The organism is Azospirillum sp. A1-3 (assembly GCF_023806445.1).
Lineage (GTDB): Bacteria > Pseudomonadota > Alphaproteobacteria > Azospirillales > Azospirillaceae > Azospirillum.
Genome location: NZ_JAMSLU010000001.1, coordinates 2,628,655 through 2,645,122 on the forward strand (window position 1 = coordinate 2,628,655; position 16,468 = coordinate 2,645,122).

Below are 16,468 nucleotides of genomic sequence, written 5' to 3' on the forward strand. Positions count from 1 at the left end.
GCGGGGGCGTCTTCGTTCTAGGGAGAGTTACGGCGCGGTGGGCAAGATTGACACGGAGCAGGGCATGGCTTTTACGGACATGCCGGGACGTGAACCGCTGATTAAGCTCCTGCCCCGAAATGCCGTCCGTCCCGATCCGTGTGAATCCTTGCGTGCTGCGCCCCGACTTCACCGAAGATCAGGGCACAGCACGGACACTCACACGAGGTTCGCCTGGACCCCCGTCTCCGGCAGCTCGACGCCGAAGCAGCGCTGGTAGTATTCGGCGACCGTCGGCCGCTCCACCTCGTCGCACTTGTTGAGGAAGGTGATGCGGAAGGCGAAGGCGACGTCGTTGAAGATCTTCGCGTTCTCGGCCCAGGTGATGACCGTGCGCGGGCTCATGACGGTGGAGATGTCGCCGTTGATGAAGCCGGCGCGGGTCAGGTCGGCCAGACGCACCATCGACGCCACCGTGTCGCGGCCCTTGGCGTCGTCATAGGACGCGACCTTGGCCTGGACGATCTTCACCTCGGCATCCACCGGCAGGTAGTTCAGCGTCGCCACGATGTTCCAGCGGTCCATCTGGCCCTGGTTGATCTGCTGGGTGCCGTGATACAGGCCGGTGGTGTCGCCCAGGCCGACGGTGTTCGCGGTGGCGAACAGGCGGAAGGCCGGGTGCGGACGGATAACGCGGTTCTGGTCGAGCAGCGTCAGCTTGCCTTCCACCTCCAGCACGCGCTGGATCACGAACATCACGTCGGGGCGGCCGGCGTCATATTCGTCGAACACCAGGGCGCAGGCATGCTGCAGCGCCCAGGGCAGGATGCCCTCGCGGTATTCGGTGACCTGCACGCCGTCGCGCAGCACGATGGCGTCCTTGCCCATCAGGTCGATGCGGCTGATGTGGCTGTCCAGGTTGACGCGGATGCAGGGCCAGTTCAGCCGCGCCGCCACCTGTTCGATGTGGGTCGACTTGCCGGTGCCGTGATAGCCCTGGACCATGACGCGGCGGTTGTAGGCAAAGCCGGCGAGGATGGCCAGCGTCGTATCCCGGTCGAACCGGTAGGCGCTGTCGAGGTCGGGGACATGCTCCGAGCGCTGGCTGAAGGCCGGCACCTGCATGTCGCTGTCGATGCCGAAGACCTCGCGCACCGAGACTGTCGTGTCGGGTTTGTGGTCGAACAGGGCCGAGCTGGCCTGGGTCGCTCCTTGGGAAGCCATGGGTGGTTTCTTACGTTCCAGCGAGTGTCGGTTGTCCGGCGGCCGCGGGATCGACCCGGCCCGCCAACGGGGTTTCAAGCAGCATAACAGGCTTTCAGCGTATTGTAGGCCTGATTGATTTCCTTCAGGCGTTCTTCCGCAGCCTTGTCGCCGCCATTGGCATCGGGATGATGCTTTTTCGCAAGCTCCCGATAGCGTGCCTTGATGCGTGTGAAGTCCACGGGCGGCGTCAATTCCAGGACCGCCAGCGCCTTTTCCTCGTCGGTGCGGGCGTGGTGGCGCCGGTGCGCCTTTTCCTCATCCTTCGTCTTGCCGGCCTCGTGGCCGAATTCGAAGCTGAAGCCGTTGACCACGCGCTCGCGGATGAAGCGTTCCTGCGTCGCCCATTTGCCGAGCGGCCAGCTCGGCCGCTGCCAGGTGGTGTCGCGCCGCACCTCCGCCTCGATCTGGTCGGTCGACATGCCGGCGTAATAGTCCCACGCGCGGTTGTATTCCCGGACATGGTCCAGGCAGAACCACCAGTACTCGTTGAGACTGCTGCGGCTTTTCGGCGCACGGTATTCGCCGGCGGCGACGCACTCGGGGTGGTCGCACACACGGGTGGCCGCACGCGGAGCGGCATAGCTGTCGTAACTGGAGCGGGTGCGGTTCCTGGTCATCGGCCAAGTATGGGAAGAGCCGATGCCTCTGGCAAGCGCGCCGAATCGGGCTTCCGTCATCCGCAATCCGCGGGGCGTTGTGCTTGACAGGCGCTTGACAGAAGCGGGGCTCGCACCCTCTCCTGGCTGCCGGCGCGGCCGTCGGAACTCGCTTCCCGGGCGTCGCCCGTCCCACGCATTCCCGACCAGTGCCCAGACATCAGGACCCGCCATGGAATACGCCACCCGCATCCGCGAAAAGCTGACCGCCGGACTGGCTCCGGACCGGCTCGAAGTCGTCGACGACAGCGCCCGTCATGCCGGCCATGCCGGGGCGGACGCCGCCGGGGAAACCCATTTCCACGTCACCGTCGTCTCCGCCGCCTTCGCCGGCAAGTCGCGGGTGGAGCGCCAGCGGATGATCTACACCCTGCTGGCCGACGAACTGCGCGAGCGGGTGCATGCGCTGGGCCTGACCACCTACGCTCCCGGCGAAGCCGGGGCCTGACCGGACCAACGGATCAGGCGCCGTCACCGATTGACCGTTCGCACGCTCCAAATAATGGGCGGGTGGACGCCGGAAATAACATACATATGGATGCAACCAAGAGTCGATTTTAGGAAATCATATAAGAATGAAAGACGCTAGCGTGGTTGCAATTCCCGCCACGTTTAGTAAAGTGCGATATATGCAACCATTTATCGCGCCGTGGCGGACACAAACTTCGCATGTCTGCCGGCGGCTTCGTGGAAGGGGCTGCGGATGGCGAAGCGTGGGCCGAAGAAGAAGCGGGTGAACACTCCCCAGACGGGGGTGGAACCGTTGAGGAGCCAGAACATCATGATCGGCGGGCACCGCACGAGCATGCGGCTGGAGCCGTCGATGTGGGATGCTCTGGAGGACATCGGCCGTCGGGAAGGTCTGACCGTCAACCGTCTCTGCACCCAGATCAAGGAGCGGATCGAAGAGCAGGCGCGCCGCCGGGGCATCAACCCGGAGGATGCGGATGTCACCCTGACGTCCGCGGTGCGGGTCTTCATCGCCTCCTATTACCGCCGGGCCTGCACCGAGGATGGCCATCAGCGCGCCGGACACGGCGGCAGCGATCCGTTCGTCGGCACGCCGTTCGACCTGCCGCCGTCCGACGAGGCCGAAGGCGTCAAGGCCGCGGTCGCCGTCGGCGGCAATTTCCCGTCACCCGGTCCGGCCCTGACCGGTTCCACCCAATCCCATTTGGACGCCTGAGCGGGACCGGTTCGGCACCCGCCCGGCGGATTTGCCAAGCGGATTTGCTGGAGTCCGCAGCCTATTCCGCCGCCTCTTCACGGGCGTCTTCGTTTTCCCCGCCGGTGTAGTGCGCAGGCCAGTGCTTGCGCACCACCTCCCCGTTGCTGTCGAAGATGTGGCACATGTTCAGCAGGACCGGCCGCTTGCCGTCGTCCTGGACCGGCTGGCCGGCTGCCTTGGCGCGTTCCGCCGCCTCGCGCGCCAGGATCGGGTAGACGGTCTGGAAGGCGGTGGTCGCCAGCGGCCCCAGCAGCTCCACCAGATGGGTGCAGCCCTTCGCCCCGCCCAGCCGCTCCTTCACCGCGCGGGTCCAGCCCGGCCCGACGCGCAGGCCGACCAGCTGCTGGAAGCGCGGCGTGATGCTGCCGCAGGCCTTGTAGGGGCTGTGTTCGGTCACCGCCTCCACCGCCTGGACGGTCAGCTTGTCGTCCACCGTCAGGCGCATCCACATCTGGTGGATCGGTGTTCCCGGCTCCAGATGTCCACGCTCGTCCGTGTGGAAGCCGTAGCTCTTGACGTCGGTCAGGTGGCCTTCGATGTCCCACAGCCCATCGGCGCGCCGGAAGCCCTGGCAGGTGACGCGGCGGGTGTGGATCGGCTCGCGCGCGGCGGGGGCGGACAGCGAGGGCGCGGACATCGGGCGTTCCAGTTCAGCAATGAGGATAGCTCACCCTCGACTATCGGTGGGGCCGGGCGCCCGGTCAACCCGACCCCGCCGCAACGCAGCGTTACCTATAGGTCAGCCCCCGGCTCGCGCTCAGCCGAGGGTGGCCTCCGCCGAATAGCCGCTGCCGAACATGTAAGCCTCGCGGCTGCGCAGTTCGTCCTCCAGATGGGTGCGCACCACGGCGAACAGGTCGCGGATCGACACCATGCCGACGACCTCGCCGCCCACCGCGATGGGCAGGTGGCGGTAATGGTGCCGCTCCATCAGTTCCAGCGCCGCCAGCGCGGTGGCCGACGGCTCCAACGTGTCCGGATCGGCGGTCATCACCGCGGACAGCCGGGTGGTGTCGGGGTCTAGGCCGGCCGCGACCACGCGGGCGGTCATGTCGCGCTCGGTGACGATGCCCTTCAGCGTGCGCCCTTCGGTGACCAGCACCGCGGCGATGCGCTTTTCGGCCATCAGCGTGGCGGCATCGCGCACGGTGGCGCCCGGCGGCAGGCAGGACAGCTCCTGGTTCTTGATGACGTCAGGCATCAGTCGGCGTGTCGGCATGTGTCCCGTCTCCCTCGTGATTGCAGGTTTTGTGGACGAACGATGCACTCGACCGCGATTTCGCAGCGCGGCATACCGATCCTGTCAGCTTGATGCACGGATAGTCAATAGAACCGATTGCTGGGAACTTACCACATATCGCGGTATGTCTTTGCCGCCGGCGCGGTTACTGGGCGGATTCCAACCGCTTGCGCAGCCCGTCGAAGCCGCTGGTGTAGATGCCAGCGATGGCCTTGCGGGCTTCCGCGTCGGAGGCGCCCTTGGCCTCGAACTTCGAGGACCAGGTGATGCGGGTGGTGTGGGCGTCCACCGCGCTCAGCCGGATGGTGGAGTTGTAGTTCTTCACCGGCAGCGGTCCGCTCAGCAGCGTGTAGCGTATCCGGTGCTTGGCGGCGGACAGGCCGGTCAGCCGTTCCTGGATGGCGCCGCCGCCCTTCAGCGCAAGGTCGCGTTCCTGGCTTTTCCCGGTCTTGCGAAGATTGCAGCTCTCCACCGCCGGATGCCAGTCGCCGATGGCGCAGAAGGGGCCGATCTGTTTCCACACCTGCTCGATCGGCGCCTTGATCGTCGCCTGCTCGCGCACCTCAAGCGCCATGGCCGGCGCCGCCGCCAGCAGCAGGACCGCAACGGCCGATATGCCCATCATTGCCTTCATCACCCATCCTCCCCGATTCCGCCGCGGCGGAATGGCCGCGGTCTTGTCGGGGGAGTATGGGCGGGCAACCGTCGGCGCGGCTATTGTGCGAAAGGCGGATTGTCCGTGATATAGCGGATCAGGCGGGCCGGACCGACTCGTCCAGCACGGCGCGGACCGCGGCGGCATCGACGTCGCGGCGGGTGAAGGCGTTGCCGATGCGGTCGGCCAGGATGAAGGTGATGCGGCCGTCCTGCACCTTCTTGTCCTTGGCCATCGACCTCACCAGTCCATCGACGTCCCAGGCGACGCCGGGGATGTCGGCCGGGCGCACCGGCAGGCCGACCTCGGCCAGATGGGCGCGGGCGCGCCGGGCGTCGTCGGCCGGGCACAGACCCAGCCGGACCGACAGGTCGAAGGCCAGCACCATGCCGATCGCCACCGCCTCGCCATGCAGCAGGGTCTGGCCGAAGCCGGTCGCCGCCTCCAGCGCATGGCCGAAGGTGTGGCCCAGGTTCAGCAGCGCGCGGTCGCCGCTCTCCCGCTCGTCGACGCCGACGATGTCGGCCTTGGCGCGGCAGCTGACCGTCACCGCATGGCGCCGGGCATCGCTGTCGCCGTCCACCACCCGCCGGCCGTTCCGCTCCAGCCATGCGAAGAAGTCGGGCTGGCGGATCAGGCCGTATTTCACCACCTCGGCATAGCCGGCCAGCACCTCGCGCCGGGGCAGGGTGTCCAGCGTGGCGGTGTCGGCGATGACCAGGCGCGGCTGGTGGAAGGCGCCGATCAGGTTCTTGCCGTGGCGGCTGTTGATGCCGGTCTTGCCGCCGACCGAGCTGTCGACCTGGGACAGCAGAGTCGTCGGCACCTGGATGAAGTCGATGCCGCGCAGCGCCGACGCAGCGGCGAAGCCGGTGATGTCGCCGATCACCCCGCCGCCCAGCGCCAGCAGGACGGTCGACCGCTCGATGCCGCGGCCCAGGATGTCGTCCATCAGCTGCTGGAAATGGGCGAAGTCCTTGGTCTTCTCGCCGGCCGGCAGGACGATGGCCGGCTGCGGCGCGATCCCCGCCCGCTGCATCGCGGCGTTCAGCCTGTCCAGATGCAGCGGCGCCACGTTGGCGTCGGTCACCACGATGGGCGCCCGGCCGCGGGTGACGGCGGCGATGCGCTCGCCGGCATTGGCCAGCACGCCGTCGCCGACCAGGATGTCGTAGCTGCGGGCGCCCAGCTCCAGGCGGACGGTGCCGGGTGCGGCCGGGGTGGTGGCGGAGACGGAGGTCATCGGGGCAGTCCGCGAAGCTGGTGGGTCGGGAAGGGGGCGGAGAAGAGGATCAGGAGGCGTCTGTCTTGGGAGCGTCGGTCTTGGGGGTATCGCTCTTGCCGGGCCGTGCGCCGCGCGGCGCACGGTGGGGAAGCTGGACGCCGAAATGCGCCTCCAGCGCGTCGATCACCAGTTCCACCGTCACGTCGGGCGGACGTTCGTCGCTGACCACGGTCAGGTCGGCCTCGGCATAGATGGGATAACGCTGCTCCATCAGCCGGCCCAGGATGGTGCGCGGGTCGCCCTGGTTCAGGATGGGGCGGTGGGTGCGCCGGGCGGTGCGGGCGACCAGCACGTCCAGCTCGGCGCGCAGCCAGACCGACACGCCATGCTCGCGGATGGCGGCGCGGGTCTCCGGGTCCATGAAGGCGCCGCCGCCGGTCGCCAGGATATGCACCGGCTCGTCCTTCACCAGACGGCTGATGATGCGACGTTCGACGGAGCGGAAGACCGGCTCGCCGTCGCGGGCGAAGATTTCGGCGATGGTGCAGCCGGCCGCCGCCTCGATCTCGGTGTCGGCGTCGCGGAAGGGCAGGTGCAGGCGCGTCGCCAGCCGGCGCCCGATGGCGCTCTTGCCGGCCCCCATCAGCCCGACCAGCACCACGGTGCGCGGCAGCAGCGGCTCCGCATCCTCCGCCGCACCCGTGCCCGGACCTGTTCCCGGACCTTGGGCCGTCATCGCCTTGCGCAGTTCCATCACATCCATCCGATCCGCCACCCGTACCCTTCGATGCCAGCAGGCCCATTTCCCCGGCCCATGTCCTCGCCGGCCGTCACACCGCTGAAACAGACAACACTCATACCCGCCGAAAGCTGGCCGGCACAAGCGCCCCGGCCCTGCCCGGTGATCGGGTGGACGGGCTGGGGATGACCCGTGAACGGGCCGGGGACGGGTTGCGCCGCGGTCCGACCTGTGGCTACACTGCGCCGCCTCCCGGCCCCCGGCCGGGGTCGCGGATGCTTTAGCAGAAAAGCCATTGCTTGTCCCAAGCCCTGCGGACGCAGGGCGTGGTAGCTCCGCTCCTCCGTTTTTTCCGACACAACACGTCCTTGGTGCCATGAGCCGGTTTCTCTCGATCCTCTTCGTCCTGCTGTTGCTGGTGATCGCCGGTGGCGTGGTGTTCCTTGCCTCGTGGGATCTGCCGGCTCCGTCGAAAACGGTGGAGAAGGTTCTGCCGGATGAGCGCTTCCCGCGCTGAACCCCGACCATCGGCCGGGGGCGTCCCCCGGGTCGCGGTTCCGCTGCTGGCCGGGCTGCTGCTGGCCGGCTGGGCCGTGGCCGCCGCCGCCCAAGCCCTCGGCCCGCCGATCCGGCTGACGCCCGACGTGGCGGTCCCAGCACCCGCCCCGCCCCCCGCCCCGGTCGTCGTGCCGGCCTATCCGCCCGCGGTGACCCCGCCGCCCGCCGTCTCCCCCGTGGTGGCGCGGCCGGCGCCCGTCGCGAGCGAGTCGTTGGGTGCGCCCGACCCGGACGGGGCCGGCACCCTCAGCGGCATGCGGGGGTTGGGCGGCGACCCCTGGCGCGGCATCGGCCGGGCGGAGCTTCTGCCCCTGATCGCCGCGCTTCCGGTCGACACCCCGTCCCCCACCGTCAAGGCGCTGGAGCGCCGACTGCTGTTGAGCGCGGGCTCCCCCGCCGTCGCGACCGGGGAGGCGCCGCCGCTCCGCCGGTTCGGCGCCCTGCGCATCGAGAAGCTGGCGCGGCTCGGCGACCCCGCCGGGGCGGCCGATCTGGCCGACCTGCTTCCGGCGGCGTTGGCGGCGGACGAACCGGCGGCCAGGGCACTGACCGATGCGGAGCTGGTGCGCGGCGGCCTGGACTGCACGCGGGCGCTGGCCCGCGGCAGGAGCTTCGCCTCTGCCTACTGGAGCAGGCTGGCCCTGTTCTGCCGCGCCCGCGTCGGCGATCAGGCCGGCACCGACGAGGCGCTGGCCACGCTGCGCGGCGCCGGCCGGCGGTCCGACCCGTTCCTGATGGTTGCCGAGGCGCTGGCCGGTGCCGCGTCGCCGCCGGCCCGGATGCTGTCCCTGCAGGGCGATGGCGAGGGGCTGGCGTTGCTGCTCGCCGCCATGCGAACCGCGCGGATCGGCGTGCCACCCGACCGGCTGCCGCTGGACAACCCGCCGGCGCTGGCCGCCATCGCCACCAACCCCTCCACCGATCCCGCCACCCGCGCCGCTGCCGGCGAGCGGGCAGCGGCGGCACTGTTCCTCGACGCCCGCCAGCTGCTGGACCTCTATGCCCAGGTGCCGGCGGTGGGGGACGAACTGCTGCGGGTGCGCGACATCGCCCAGCGCGACCGCAGCGCCCGCACCCGCGCCCTGGTCCATCAGGCGATGGCGGCGGCGATGGACGGGCGGCGGCGCGTCGCGTTGGCCGCTCTGGCGGTGGAGTTGGTCGATCCGCGCCTGCGCGCCGGGCCGGTCGGCAATGCCGCGGCGGGGCTGCTCGACAGCGTGTCGCCGAGCGGCGACGCCGCGGCGCTGGCACCGGCGGCGGCCCGGCTCTATTACGCGCTAGGCCGACTCGATCAGGCGCGACGATGGCAGGATCTGGCGCTGCGCAGCGGGCGGAGCACCGACACCGCCTGGCTGTGGCCGCTGTCCGTGGTCGCCACCGGGCGCGGTGCCGAGGATCCGCGCGCGCTGACCGCATGGCTGGACGAGGCGCTGCGCGGCGCCGACGGCCTTACCCGCAACCGCATCGCCGGCCAGCTGGCGCTTCTCCAGGCCACCGGAGTCGCCATCCCGGATGACGCCTGGATGAAGGCCACCGACGGCACCGGTCCGCCCAGCGGCAGCGATGCCGGTGTCGATCCGGCGCTGTGGCAGCGGCTGGGCGACGCCGCGGCCGGTGGGCGCATCGGCGAGACGGTGGCCGTCGCCCTGCTGCTGATGGGGGAGGCCGGACCCGCCGCCCTGCCGCCGGTCGTCACCGCCCGCGTGGCGGCCAACCTGAAGGCGGTCGGGCTGGAGCCGGACGCCCGCGCGCTGGTCCGCGAGGCGATGGCCGCCCTCGCCGGCCCGTCCATGCCCACCTCGACCGCCGACTGACCTCATGACCGGGGAACCCATCACAACCATGACGCCGACACCATGACCGGCAGCAAGCCCTCCACCAAGGTGACCGGCAAACCCGGTGCCAAACGCCGAGGCCGGCCGTGCAAGCCGCGCACGCTCGCCACCTCCCCGCACCTGGACGCCTTCCTCGACATGCTGACGGCGGAGCGTGGGGCGGCGGTGAACACGCGGCTGGCCTACGAGCGCGACCTTGCCGACCTCGGCCGCTGGCTTGCCCAGCGCGGCGTGGCGCTGGAGGCGGCGGGGACCGAGGATCTGCGTGCCTATTTGGCGGTGCAGAGCAAGGACGGCGCGCCGCGCACCGTGGCGCGGCGGCTGTCGGCGATGCGGCAGTTCTACCGCTTCCTGCTGTCGGAAGGCCGGCGGGTGGACGATCCCGCCTCGCCGCTCGACAGCCCCAAGCAGGGCCGCCCGCTGCCCAAGATCCTGACGGAGGCGGAGGTCGGCGCCATGCTGTCCACCGCCGAGGCGCGCGGCGGGCCAGAGGGGCTGCGGCTGGTGGCGCTGCTGGAGGTGCTCTACGCCACCGGCCTGCGCGTGTCGGAACTGGTCGGCCTGCCGATGACCGCGATCATGCGCGACGGCCGCGGCCTGCTGGTGCGCGGCAAGGGCGGCAAGGAGCGGATGGTGCCGCTGTCCGACCCGGCGCTGGCGGCGCTGGCCGGCTACATCCCGTTCCGCGGCCACTTCATCCCGCCGACCGCTGGTGCGGACGCCGGGCACAGCCCTTTCTTGTTCCCGTCACGCAGCTCCGGCGAAGGGCACCTGACGCGGCAGCGCTTCGCCCAGTTGTTGAAGCAACTCGCCATCGACTCCGGCATCGACCCGGAGAAGGTCAGTCCGCACGTGCTGCGCCACGCCTTCGCCACTCACCTGCTGGACCATGGCGCCGACCTGCGTTCCGTTCAGAAGATGCTGGGCCATGCCGACATCGCGACGACGCAGATCTACACGCACGTGGTGACGGAACGGCTGAAGAAGGTCATGCATGACCACCACCCGCTGGCGCGCCGCAAGGTGGAGGAGCCGTCGGAGGGGTAGGGGAGGTAAGGATGGGGGTAGGTGCGGGCTTCGATTGCCCCCTCCTAACCTCCCCCGCTTCGCAGGGGAGGGACTGCCGCCGCCTTACCAATCAAGCACTTGTTCCCTCTCCCGCGAGAGCGGGGGAGGGTTGGGGAGGGGGCATTCGAAGCCGACACTCCCCCACAAACCCTTACTTCTTCTCCAGCATCAGCGTGCCCTGGCGCGTGACCTTGTTCTTGATCTTGTCGGCCAGAAGCGCCAGCGCCCAGGGCAGTTGCACCTCCATCTCGACGCTCTCCTCCAGCACGTCGATGTGGCCGGCGATGGTCTGGGCCAGCGCCACGACGCGGAAGTGCAGGCGGTCGTCGGTCCAGCTGTCGTCGACGCTGGCCGCCACGGCGCTGAGGCGCGCCCGCACCTCGCCCATGCCGTCGACCAGCCGGCGCTTGGCCTCCGCCCGGCCGAGCGAGTGGGGGATGGACAGGGTCAAGGGTTTCGGCATGGTCGGCGGCTCCGCACTGCACGGGTCGGGGGTCCCGCCGGCACCGCACCGACGGGACAAGGGTAACGCCCGTGGTGGGCCGATGGGTCCCGTGCCAGCCGCCTCAGCGGTCGTGCAGCGGCGCCATCTGGTCCAGGCGGTGGGCGAAGTCGATGTCGGCCTGGGTCACGGCGTCGGCGCTGCGGGTGTAGAGGATCACCTCGACCCGGCCGACGTCGTTGAACCATTCGGGATGGTGGCCGGTCTTTTCGGCCAGCAGGGCGACCTGGGTCATGAAGCCCCAGGCGGCCGGGAAATCGGCGAAATGGTAGGTCTTGCGGATGGCGTCGCGCTCCAACACCTCCGCCCAGCCGTGCAGTTCCTTCAGCGCCGTCTGGCGGGGCGCACCGACAAGGCGATCGGACATGATGACCTCCCTTTCCTCAGTCTCTCTTTTGCCGCCCGCAGCTTCTTGGCGAACGGGCGGCGGTTCGCTACCTTCTGCGGCATGATACGGAAACCTTCAGGTCCCCATACGGTTCCGCCCACGGTCGAAGACCTGGAGCGCATGGCCGAAGAGGCGCTCGACACCATCCCGGCGGAGCTGCTCGCCCCAGTCGGGAACCTCGTCATCCATGTCGAGGATTTTCCCGATGAGGATACCGAGCGGGAGATGGAGCTGGAAAGCCCATTCGACCTGTTGGGGCTCTATCGGGGCGTGGATCTGACGCGGCAAAGCGTCGCCGACCTGCGCGGCGGGCCGGACATGATCTTCCTCTATCGCCGCCCGATCCTGGATTACTGGTGCGAGACGGGGGAGGAGCTTCCCGCCATCGTCCGCCATGTCCTGATCCACGAGATCGGCCACCATTTCGGCTTCTCCGACGAGGACATGGAGCGGATCGAGACCATGGAGTAGGGCAGGGAAGGGCCGTTCAGTCGCCCATCGCGTCGGCCACCCGGCGGCGCAGGGCCGGCACCAGCTCCTCCTCGAACCAGGGGTTCCGGTTCAGCCAAGCGGTGTTGCGCCAGCTCGGGTGCGGCAGCGGCATGAAGGCCGGGCCGTACTCCCGCCAGCTCGCCACCGTCTCCGTCATCGTCGCCTTGCGCCGCTCACCGAGATAGTGTGCCTGGGCATACTGCCCGACCAGCAGGGTCAATCGCACGCCCGACAGCGCGTCGAGCAGCGGCGGGTGCCACAAGGGCGCGCATTCGGGCCGCGGCGGGTAATCGCCGCCCTTCGGCATGGTCCCGGGATAGCACAGCCCCATCGGCACCACGGCGATGCGAGCTTCGTCGTAGAAGGCGGCGCGGTCCATCGCCAGCCACTTGCGCAGCCGGTCGCCGGAGGGATCGTCCCAGGGAATGCCGCTGGCATGCACCCGCGCGCCGGGCGCCTGCCCGACGATCAGCAGGCGGGCGGTCGGGCTGCCGCGCACGACCGGGCGGCAGCCATGGGGCAGCACCCCCGCACACAGCGTGCAGGCGCGCACCCTCGCGAACAGGCGGTCGAGGCTTGAGCCGCCTTCGGCAATGTCATCAGACAAGCGTCAGCAAATCCTGGACGAAGGCCGGCACCACTTGGGTCGCCGGGCCGTTGATGGAGCTGTGGAAATAGGAGGCGCCCTCCGAGGGTTCCAGGTTCAGCTCGACGGTATAGGCGCCGGCAGACCGTGCCTCCGCGACGAACCCGGCGGCGGGATAGACATGGCCGGAGGTGCCGATCGACACGAACAGGTCGCATTCCTCCAGCGCCCGCTGGATGCGCTCCATCTGATAGGGCATCTCGCCGAACCAGACCACGTCGGGCCGCATGCCGCCCTTGCGCCCGCAGGTCAGGCAATGGTCGTGCACCGACAGGTCGCCCTGCACCTCCGTCACCGTGCGGCAATGCAAGCAGAAGGCCTTCAGCAACTCGCCATGCATGTGCAGCGGCGCATTGGACCCGCCGCGCTCGTGCAAATCGTCGATGTTCTGCGTCACCAGCAGGACCTCGCCCTTCCAGCGCCGCTCCAGCTCCGCCAGCGCCCGGTGGGCGGCGTTGGGCTGCACCGCCGGGTCGGCAAGACCGCGTCGGCGGTCGTTGTAGAAGCGGTGGACGAGGTCGGGGTTGCGCGCGAACCCTTCCGGCGTCGCCACATCCTCCAGATCGACCTGGCTCCAGATGCCGCCGGCGCAGCGGAAGGTGTCCAGCCCCGACTCCTTGGAAATCCCGGCCCCGGTCAGGATGACGATCGAGTCGGTGGGACGCAGGCGGTTGGTCAGCGCGGGTGAGGGCATGGGATCCCCTTAGTATTTGGCGATCGGAGTCACGCTTCAAATCGAATGCGATTTTACGCGATCCGATCTAACGGTTCGGAAACCGGTCACGTGGAAAACTGCTGCGGCGTACGCTCGTCGCGCCCGGAAGTAAAGCCGTTGAAAAGAAAGAAGGGGGATACCGCAGGTGGTCAAGGTCCTGTTCGTCTGCACGGGCAACATCTGCCGCTCGCCCACCGCCGAGGGGGTGTTCCGCCATCTGGCCGACCGCGCCGGTCTCGGCAGCCATGTGACCGCCGACTCCGCCGGCACCCACAGCTATCACGTCGGCGAGCCGCCCGATCCGCGTACGCAGCGTGCGGCGCTGGCCCGCGGCGTCGATCTGTCGGCTCTGCGCGCCCGCAAGGTGGTGGCGGCCGACTTCACCCGCTTCGATCATATCCTGGCGATGGACCACGGCCATCTGGCCCAGCTGCGCCGCATCGCCCCGGCGGGCGCCACTGCCGCACTCCGCCTGTTCCTTGACGACGCATCAGGGCTGGAAGGGCAGGAGGTGCCCGACCCCTATTACGGCGGTCCCGACGGGTTCGAAGAGGTGCTGGACCTGTGCGAGGCCGGATCGCGCGGCCTGCTGGACCGCCTGTCGCGGGAAAGCAGGTTTCCGATTCGCGAAAGCATCGGTTAACGTATCACCGTTCCCCGGCCGCTTGGTCTATGCTGCCGGGGCGAAGCCCTTTCGGAGCATCCCTCAGCCATGACCATCGCAGCCACCGGCATCACCACGCCCGGCGGGATCCTCGACGGCATCGTCCTGTTCGAGGCCTTCTCGCCGGAGGAGCGCGCCGCCGTGGCATCGCGCGGGCGGGTGTTCGACGCCCCGGCCGGCACGGTGCTGATGCGTGAGGGAGATGTCGCCAGCTCGCTCTACGTCCTGCTCGACGGCACGGTGCGGGTGGTGCGCAACGACCCCTTCGGCGGTCAGGTGGAGGTCGGCTTCCGCCGCGCCGGCGATTGCTTCGGCGAGATGGCGCTGATCGATGGCGGCGCCCGCTCCGCCTCCGTCATCGCCGCCACGCCGGTGACGGTGTTCGAGCTGGAACGCGACCTGTTCCTGGCGCTGATCTCGCCCTCGCCCGACCTGCTGGCGAAGCTGCTGCGTGAACTCAGCCGGATGATCCGCGAGGTGTCGGAGCGGGTGGTGCGCGAGGATCTGGAACGCCGCGCCCGCATCGCCGAATCGGCGCTGGCCCGTCAGCGCGCCATCACCCAGGCGGTGACCGGGCTGGCGCATGAGCTGAACACGCCGCTCGGCGTCTGCGTCACCGCCGCCAGCCACCTGCAGGATCTGGCCCGGCCCGGCAGCGGCCCGCTGTCGTCCGAGGAACTGCGCGAACCGGCAGCATTGCTCGACGCCAACCTCGCCCGCGCGGTGGAACTGGTGGAGGCGTTTTCCGCCATCGCCGCCTGCCAGAACTCCGAACCGCTGGAGGCGCTGGAACTGCGCCGCATGGCGGAGGACGCGGCGGCCCTGTTCGCCGTCCAGCATCCCGACCTGCCGCTGGCCATCCGGGTCGCACCGGGTCCCGCCTGCCCCTGGATCGGCTGTGCCCCGCATCTGGACCGGGTGCTGCATCACCTGTTCGCCAACGCCGCCGCCCATGGCTATGGCGGCGGTCCGGGCGAAGTCGAGGTGACGATCCGGCCGGCGATGCTGGATGCTGTCCCCGCCTGGAGCCTGACCGTCCGCGACCGTGGCGCCGGCATTCCGGCCAGCAATCTGCCGACCCTGACCGACGCCTTCTTCACCACCGCCCGCGGCCGCGGCCACAAGGGGCTGGGGCTGGCGGTGGTGTTCAACACGGTGACCGGGCCCCTCGGCGGCCGGCTCGTCATCGACAGCATGCCGGGTGACGGCACCACCGTGACGATCACCGTGCCGCAGGAGCTGTGACGGGCAGGAGGGAGAACCTCTCACCCGTGCAGGGCAAGCCCCTTCACCGTCTTGTCGACCGCCTTCTTCGGCCCGCGCAGGGCCAGCCCGACCAGATCGGGGGCGTTCGGATCCTCGGCCTGGAAAGCCGCGCGGTTGGCGGCGTCGTGGCCGGTGGCGAACATCGCCGCGACATAGGGCACCAGTGTCAGCCCCCGTTCCAGTGCGGCATTGCGGACGGCCTGCAACTGATCGGTGTCGGCGGCGAAGATCAGCATCGGCTGGCCCAGCATCCGGCCATAGCGGCGGCCGGCGCCGTCGATATACTCCTCCCCCAGCGCGTCCGGCGCCGCGGCGGCGATCCCGGTGGCGAGAAAGGCGGCGACGTTCAGCTTCTGCCACACCGCCAGGTCGGCGCGGATGACCAGCGCGACCTTGGTGTCGAAACGAATGGGGGCATCGGTGGGCGTGGTTTCGGGCATCAGGCTATCGGGCATGGTGGTTTCTCCTTTGCCCAACCAGATGCCGGATGATGGCGCCTCAGTCTGGAACGTTCGTGCACAGATCGCGATAGGCGGCCGGCGTCAGGCCATAGGCGCGGCGGAACCAGCGGCCGAGATGGCTCTGGTCGGCGAACCCCACCTCCGCCGCGACCAGGGCCGGCGCCTCGCCGTCCGCCAGCCGGCGCCGGGCGGCGCGCAGGCGCAGCCGGACCAGATAGGCGTGCGGCGACAGGCCGAAGGCGGCGCGGAAGGCGCGGTTCAGCCGGAAGCGGTCGACGCCGGCGGCGGTCGCCAGCTCGTCCAGCCCGACATCCTCGGCCATCCGCGCATGGAGCAGGTCGCGCACCAGGGCGGCGGCGCGGTCGGGACGCAGCGGCCGGCGCTCCTCCGGTGGCGCGAGATGGCCGGCCAGCCTCGCCGCCAGCCGGTCCACCGACAGGTCGCGGGCCAGCCGCCCTTCGCGCTGATGCAGGGCCAGGAAGGCGGTGCGGATCGTCGCCGCAAGGCCGGGATCGTCGGCCAGCGTGTCGCGGAAGCCCAGCGGCATGCCGCCACCCCGCGGCATCAGGCTGCGCAGCGCCTCGCCGCGGGCGGACAGCAGCGGCACCGGCAGATAGAGCATGGCATAGGTGAAGCCCTCTTCCCCCGGACTGTGGCCGTCATGGGCCTCGCCGGGTTCGATCAGGATGACGCGGCCGGGGACGCTGGTGTGCAGCCGCCGCCGGCAGCGGAAGGCCTGCACCCCCTGCTCGGTGACGCCGACCAGCAGCTCGTCATGGTCGTGCAGGTCATAGGCATGGCCGCGGAAATGGGCGCGGATGGTTTCGATGCCGGTCTCCGCATCGCGGCGCACCGCCACCCAGTCGTCCTTTCCGCCGGGCACTC

The 16,468-nt window shown here is 69.7% G+C and carries 21 protein-coding genes; 8 read left to right on the plus strand and 13 right to left on the minus strand.

Annotated features, from left to right (window positions below):
- Positions 1-198 precede the first annotated feature (198 nt).
- Positions 199-1,203: a cobaltochelatase subunit CobS gene (cobS, locus tag M5E06_RS12700; protein WP_252138415.1), complete on the minus strand. Its 1,005-nt coding sequence runs from the start codon at positions 1,201-1,203 to the stop codon at positions 199-201.
- Positions 1,204-1,277: 74 nt separating this feature from the next.
- Complete coding sequence (locus M5E06_RS12705; protein ID WP_109074989.1) at positions 1,278-1,862, minus strand: DnaJ domain-containing protein; 585 nt, start codon at positions 1,860-1,862, stop codon at positions 1,278-1,280.
- 211 nt (positions 1,863-2,073) lie between these two features.
- Between M5E06_RS12705 and M5E06_RS12710 the strand changes: the two genes are divergently transcribed.
- Together M5E06_RS12710 and M5E06_RS12715 are read left to right on the plus strand one after the other, a co-directional pair.
- A complete protein-coding gene (locus tag M5E06_RS12710; RefSeq protein ID WP_109074990.1) occupies positions 2,074-2,349 on the plus strand; it encodes a BolA family protein in 276 nt (91 codons plus the stop codon).
- Between the two features lie 255 nt (positions 2,350-2,604).
- On the plus strand, positions 2,605-3,087 hold the full coding sequence (locus M5E06_RS12715; RefSeq protein ID WP_109074991.1) for a ribbon-helix-helix domain-containing protein: 483 nt from the start codon (positions 2,605-2,607) through the stop codon (positions 3,085-3,087).
- 61 nt (positions 3,088-3,148) lie between these two features.
- On the opposite strand, the gene M5E06_RS12720 is transcribed toward M5E06_RS12715, so the two are convergent.
- The 5 genes from M5E06_RS12720 to M5E06_RS12740 form a co-directional block, all read right to left on the minus strand.
- A complete protein-coding gene (locus tag M5E06_RS12720) occupies positions 3,149-3,766 on the minus strand; it encodes a DUF2889 domain-containing protein (protein WP_252138416.1) in 618 nt (205 codons plus the stop codon).
- Between the two features lie 120 nt (positions 3,767-3,886).
- On the minus strand, positions 3,887-4,348 hold the full coding sequence (locus M5E06_RS12725; protein ID WP_109152042.1) for a CBS domain-containing protein: 462 nt from the start codon (positions 4,346-4,348) through the stop codon (positions 3,887-3,889).
- 166 nt (positions 4,349-4,514) lie between these two features.
- The gene (locus M5E06_RS12730; RefSeq protein ID WP_252138417.1) at positions 4,515-5,003 is read right to left on the minus strand and encodes an SRPBCC family protein; all 489 of its coding nucleotides are present in this window, start codon (positions 5,001-5,003) and stop codon (positions 4,515-4,517) included.
- A 118-nt stretch (positions 5,004-5,121) separates the two neighbouring features.
- Complete coding sequence (gene aroB, locus M5E06_RS12735) at positions 5,122-6,267, minus strand: 3-dehydroquinate synthase (RefSeq protein WP_252138418.1); 1,146 nt, start codon at positions 6,265-6,267, stop codon at positions 5,122-5,124.
- 49 nt (positions 6,268-6,316) lie between these two features.
- Positions 6,317-7,012 carry a shikimate kinase gene (locus M5E06_RS12740; RefSeq protein WP_252138548.1) on the minus strand — a complete coding sequence of 232 codons (696 nt, stop codon included), beginning with the start codon at positions 7,010-7,012 and terminating at the stop codon, positions 6,317-6,319.
- Between the two features lie 352 nt (positions 7,013-7,364).
- Between M5E06_RS12740 and M5E06_RS12745 the strand changes: the two genes are divergently transcribed.
- The 3 genes from M5E06_RS12745 to M5E06_RS12755 are packed head-to-tail and all read left to right on the plus strand — an operon-like array spanning position 7,365 to position 10,428.
- Positions 7,365-7,505: a hypothetical protein gene (locus tag M5E06_RS12745; protein WP_199230887.1), complete on the plus strand. Its 141-nt coding sequence runs from the start codon at positions 7,365-7,367 to the stop codon at positions 7,503-7,505.
- Complete coding sequence (locus tag M5E06_RS12750) at positions 7,486-9,360, plus strand: hypothetical protein (RefSeq protein ID WP_252138419.1); 1,875 nt, start codon at positions 7,486-7,488, stop codon at positions 9,358-9,360. The genes M5E06_RS12745 and M5E06_RS12750 overlap by 20 nt, the downstream gene beginning before the upstream one ends.
- Positions 9,361-9,402: 42 nt before the next feature.
- The gene (locus M5E06_RS12755) at positions 9,403-10,428 is read left to right on the plus strand and encodes a site-specific tyrosine recombinase XerD (RefSeq protein ID WP_252138420.1); all 1,026 of its coding nucleotides are present in this window, start codon (positions 9,403-9,405) and stop codon (positions 10,426-10,428) included.
- 172 nt (positions 10,429-10,600) lie between these two features.
- Here the strand turns inward: M5E06_RS12755 and M5E06_RS12760 are convergent, their stop codons facing one another.
- Together M5E06_RS12760 and M5E06_RS12765 are read right to left on the minus strand one after the other, a co-directional pair.
- A complete protein-coding gene (locus M5E06_RS12760; protein ID WP_252138421.1) occupies positions 10,601-10,912 on the minus strand; it encodes a polyhydroxyalkanoic acid system family protein in 312 nt (103 codons plus the stop codon).
- A gap of 103 nt (positions 10,913-11,015) precedes the next feature.
- Positions 11,016-11,318 carry a 4a-hydroxytetrahydrobiopterin dehydratase gene (locus tag M5E06_RS12765; RefSeq protein WP_109074376.1) on the minus strand — a complete coding sequence of 101 codons (303 nt, stop codon included), beginning with the start codon at positions 11,316-11,318 and terminating at the stop codon, positions 11,016-11,018.
- Between the two features lie 141 nt (positions 11,319-11,459).
- Here M5E06_RS12765 and M5E06_RS12770 point away from each other — a divergent pair, with 141 nt between their 5' ends.
- Complete coding sequence (locus M5E06_RS12770; RefSeq protein ID WP_083896940.1) at positions 11,460-11,810, plus strand: metallopeptidase family protein; 351 nt, start codon at positions 11,460-11,462, stop codon at positions 11,808-11,810.
- A gap of 16 nt (positions 11,811-11,826) precedes the next feature.
- On the opposite strand, the gene M5E06_RS12775 is transcribed toward M5E06_RS12770, so the two are convergent.
- Both M5E06_RS12775 and cobB read right to left on the minus strand, forming a co-directional pair.
- Positions 11,827-12,438, minus strand: a complete 612-nt coding sequence (locus tag M5E06_RS12775; RefSeq protein WP_252138422.1) for a uracil-DNA glycosylase family protein — start codon at positions 12,436-12,438, stop codon at positions 11,827-11,829.
- Positions 12,431-13,171 (minus strand): Sir2 family NAD+-dependent deacetylase, encoded by a 741-nt coding sequence (gene cobB / locus M5E06_RS12780; protein WP_252138423.1) that lies wholly within the window; start codon positions 13,169-13,171, stop codon positions 12,431-12,433. The genes M5E06_RS12775 and cobB overlap by 8 nt, the downstream gene beginning before the upstream one ends.
- Before the next feature lie 166 nt (positions 13,172-13,337).
- Between cobB and M5E06_RS12785 the strand changes: the two genes are divergently transcribed.
- Entirely contained in the window at positions 13,338-13,835 is a 498-nt protein-coding gene (locus tag M5E06_RS12785; protein ID WP_252138424.1) for a low molecular weight protein-tyrosine-phosphatase, read from the plus strand.
- A 69-nt stretch (positions 13,836-13,904) separates the two neighbouring features.
- Complete coding sequence (locus tag M5E06_RS12790; RefSeq protein ID WP_252138425.1) at positions 13,905-15,101, plus strand: sensor histidine kinase; 1,197 nt, start codon at positions 13,905-13,907, stop codon at positions 15,099-15,101.
- Between the two features lie 20 nt (positions 15,102-15,121).
- On the opposite strand, the gene M5E06_RS12795 is transcribed toward M5E06_RS12790, so the two are convergent.
- Positions 15,122-15,577, minus strand: a complete 456-nt coding sequence (locus M5E06_RS12795; RefSeq protein ID WP_252138426.1) for a DUF2000 domain-containing protein — start codon at positions 15,575-15,577, stop codon at positions 15,122-15,124.
- Positions 15,578-15,620: 43 nt separating this feature from the next.
- A complete protein-coding gene (locus M5E06_RS35825; RefSeq protein WP_252138427.1) occupies positions 15,621-16,466 on the minus strand; it encodes an AraC family transcriptional regulator in 846 nt (281 codons plus the stop codon).
- Between the last annotated feature and the right edge of the window lie 2 nt (positions 16,467-16,468).

Bases quoted from the DNA above. Each gene is read 5' to 3' on its own strand.
- cobS (WP_252138415.1), bottom strand. From the start codon at position 1,203: ATGGCTTCCCAAGGAGCGACCCAGGCCAGCTCGGCCCTGTTCGACCAC.
- M5E06_RS12705 (WP_109074989.1), bottom strand. From the start codon at position 1,862: ATGACCAGGAACCGCACCCGCTCCAGTTACGACAGCTATGCCGCTCCG.
- M5E06_RS12710 (WP_109074990.1), top strand. From the start codon at position 2,074: ATGGAATACGCCACCCGCATCCGCGAAAAGCTGACCGCCGGACTGGCT.
- M5E06_RS12715 (WP_109074991.1), top strand. From the start codon at position 2,605: ATGGCGAAGCGTGGGCCGAAGAAGAAGCGGGTGAACACTCCCCAGACG.
- M5E06_RS12720 (WP_252138416.1), bottom strand. From the start codon at position 3,766: ATGTCCGCGCCCTCGCTGTCCGCCCCCGCCGCGCGCGAGCCGATCCAC.
- M5E06_RS12725 (WP_109152042.1), bottom strand. From the start codon at position 4,348: ATGCCGACACGCCGACTGATGCCTGACGTCATCAAGAACCAGGAGCTG.
- M5E06_RS12730 (WP_252138417.1), bottom strand. From the start codon at position 5,003: ATGAAGGCAATGATGGGCATATCGGCCGTTGCGGTCCTGCTGCTGGCG.
- aroB (WP_252138418.1), bottom strand. From the start codon at position 6,267: ATGACCTCCGTCTCCGCCACCACCCCGGCCGCACCCGGCACCGTCCGC.
- M5E06_RS12740 (WP_252138548.1), bottom strand. From the start codon at position 7,012: ATGGATGTGATGGAACTGCGCAAGGCGATGACGGCCCAAGGTCCGGGA.
- M5E06_RS12745 (WP_199230887.1), top strand. From the start codon at position 7,365: ATGAGCCGGTTTCTCTCGATCCTCTTCGTCCTGCTGTTGCTGGTGATC.
- M5E06_RS12750 (WP_252138419.1), top strand. From the start codon at position 7,486: ATGAGCGCTTCCCGCGCTGAACCCCGACCATCGGCCGGGGGCGTCCCC.
- M5E06_RS12755 (WP_252138420.1), top strand. From the start codon at position 9,403: ATGACCGGCAGCAAGCCCTCCACCAAGGTGACCGGCAAACCCGGTGCC.
- M5E06_RS12760 (WP_252138421.1), bottom strand. From the start codon at position 10,912: ATGCCGAAACCCTTGACCCTGTCCATCCCCCACTCGCTCGGCCGGGCG.
- M5E06_RS12765 (WP_109074376.1), bottom strand. From the start codon at position 11,318: ATGTCCGATCGCCTTGTCGGTGCGCCCCGCCAGACGGCGCTGAAGGAA.
- M5E06_RS12770 (WP_083896940.1), top strand. From the start codon at position 11,460: ATGGCCGAAGAGGCGCTCGACACCATCCCGGCGGAGCTGCTCGCCCCA.
- cobB (WP_252138423.1), bottom strand. From the start codon at position 13,171: ATGCCCTCACCCGCGCTGACCAACCGCCTGCGTCCCACCGACTCGATC.
- M5E06_RS12790 (WP_252138425.1), top strand. From the start codon at position 13,905: ATGACCATCGCAGCCACCGGCATCACCACGCCCGGCGGGATCCTCGAC.
- M5E06_RS12795 (WP_252138426.1), bottom strand. From the start codon at position 15,577: ATGCCCGATAGCCTGATGCCCGAAACCACGCCCACCGATGCCCCCATT.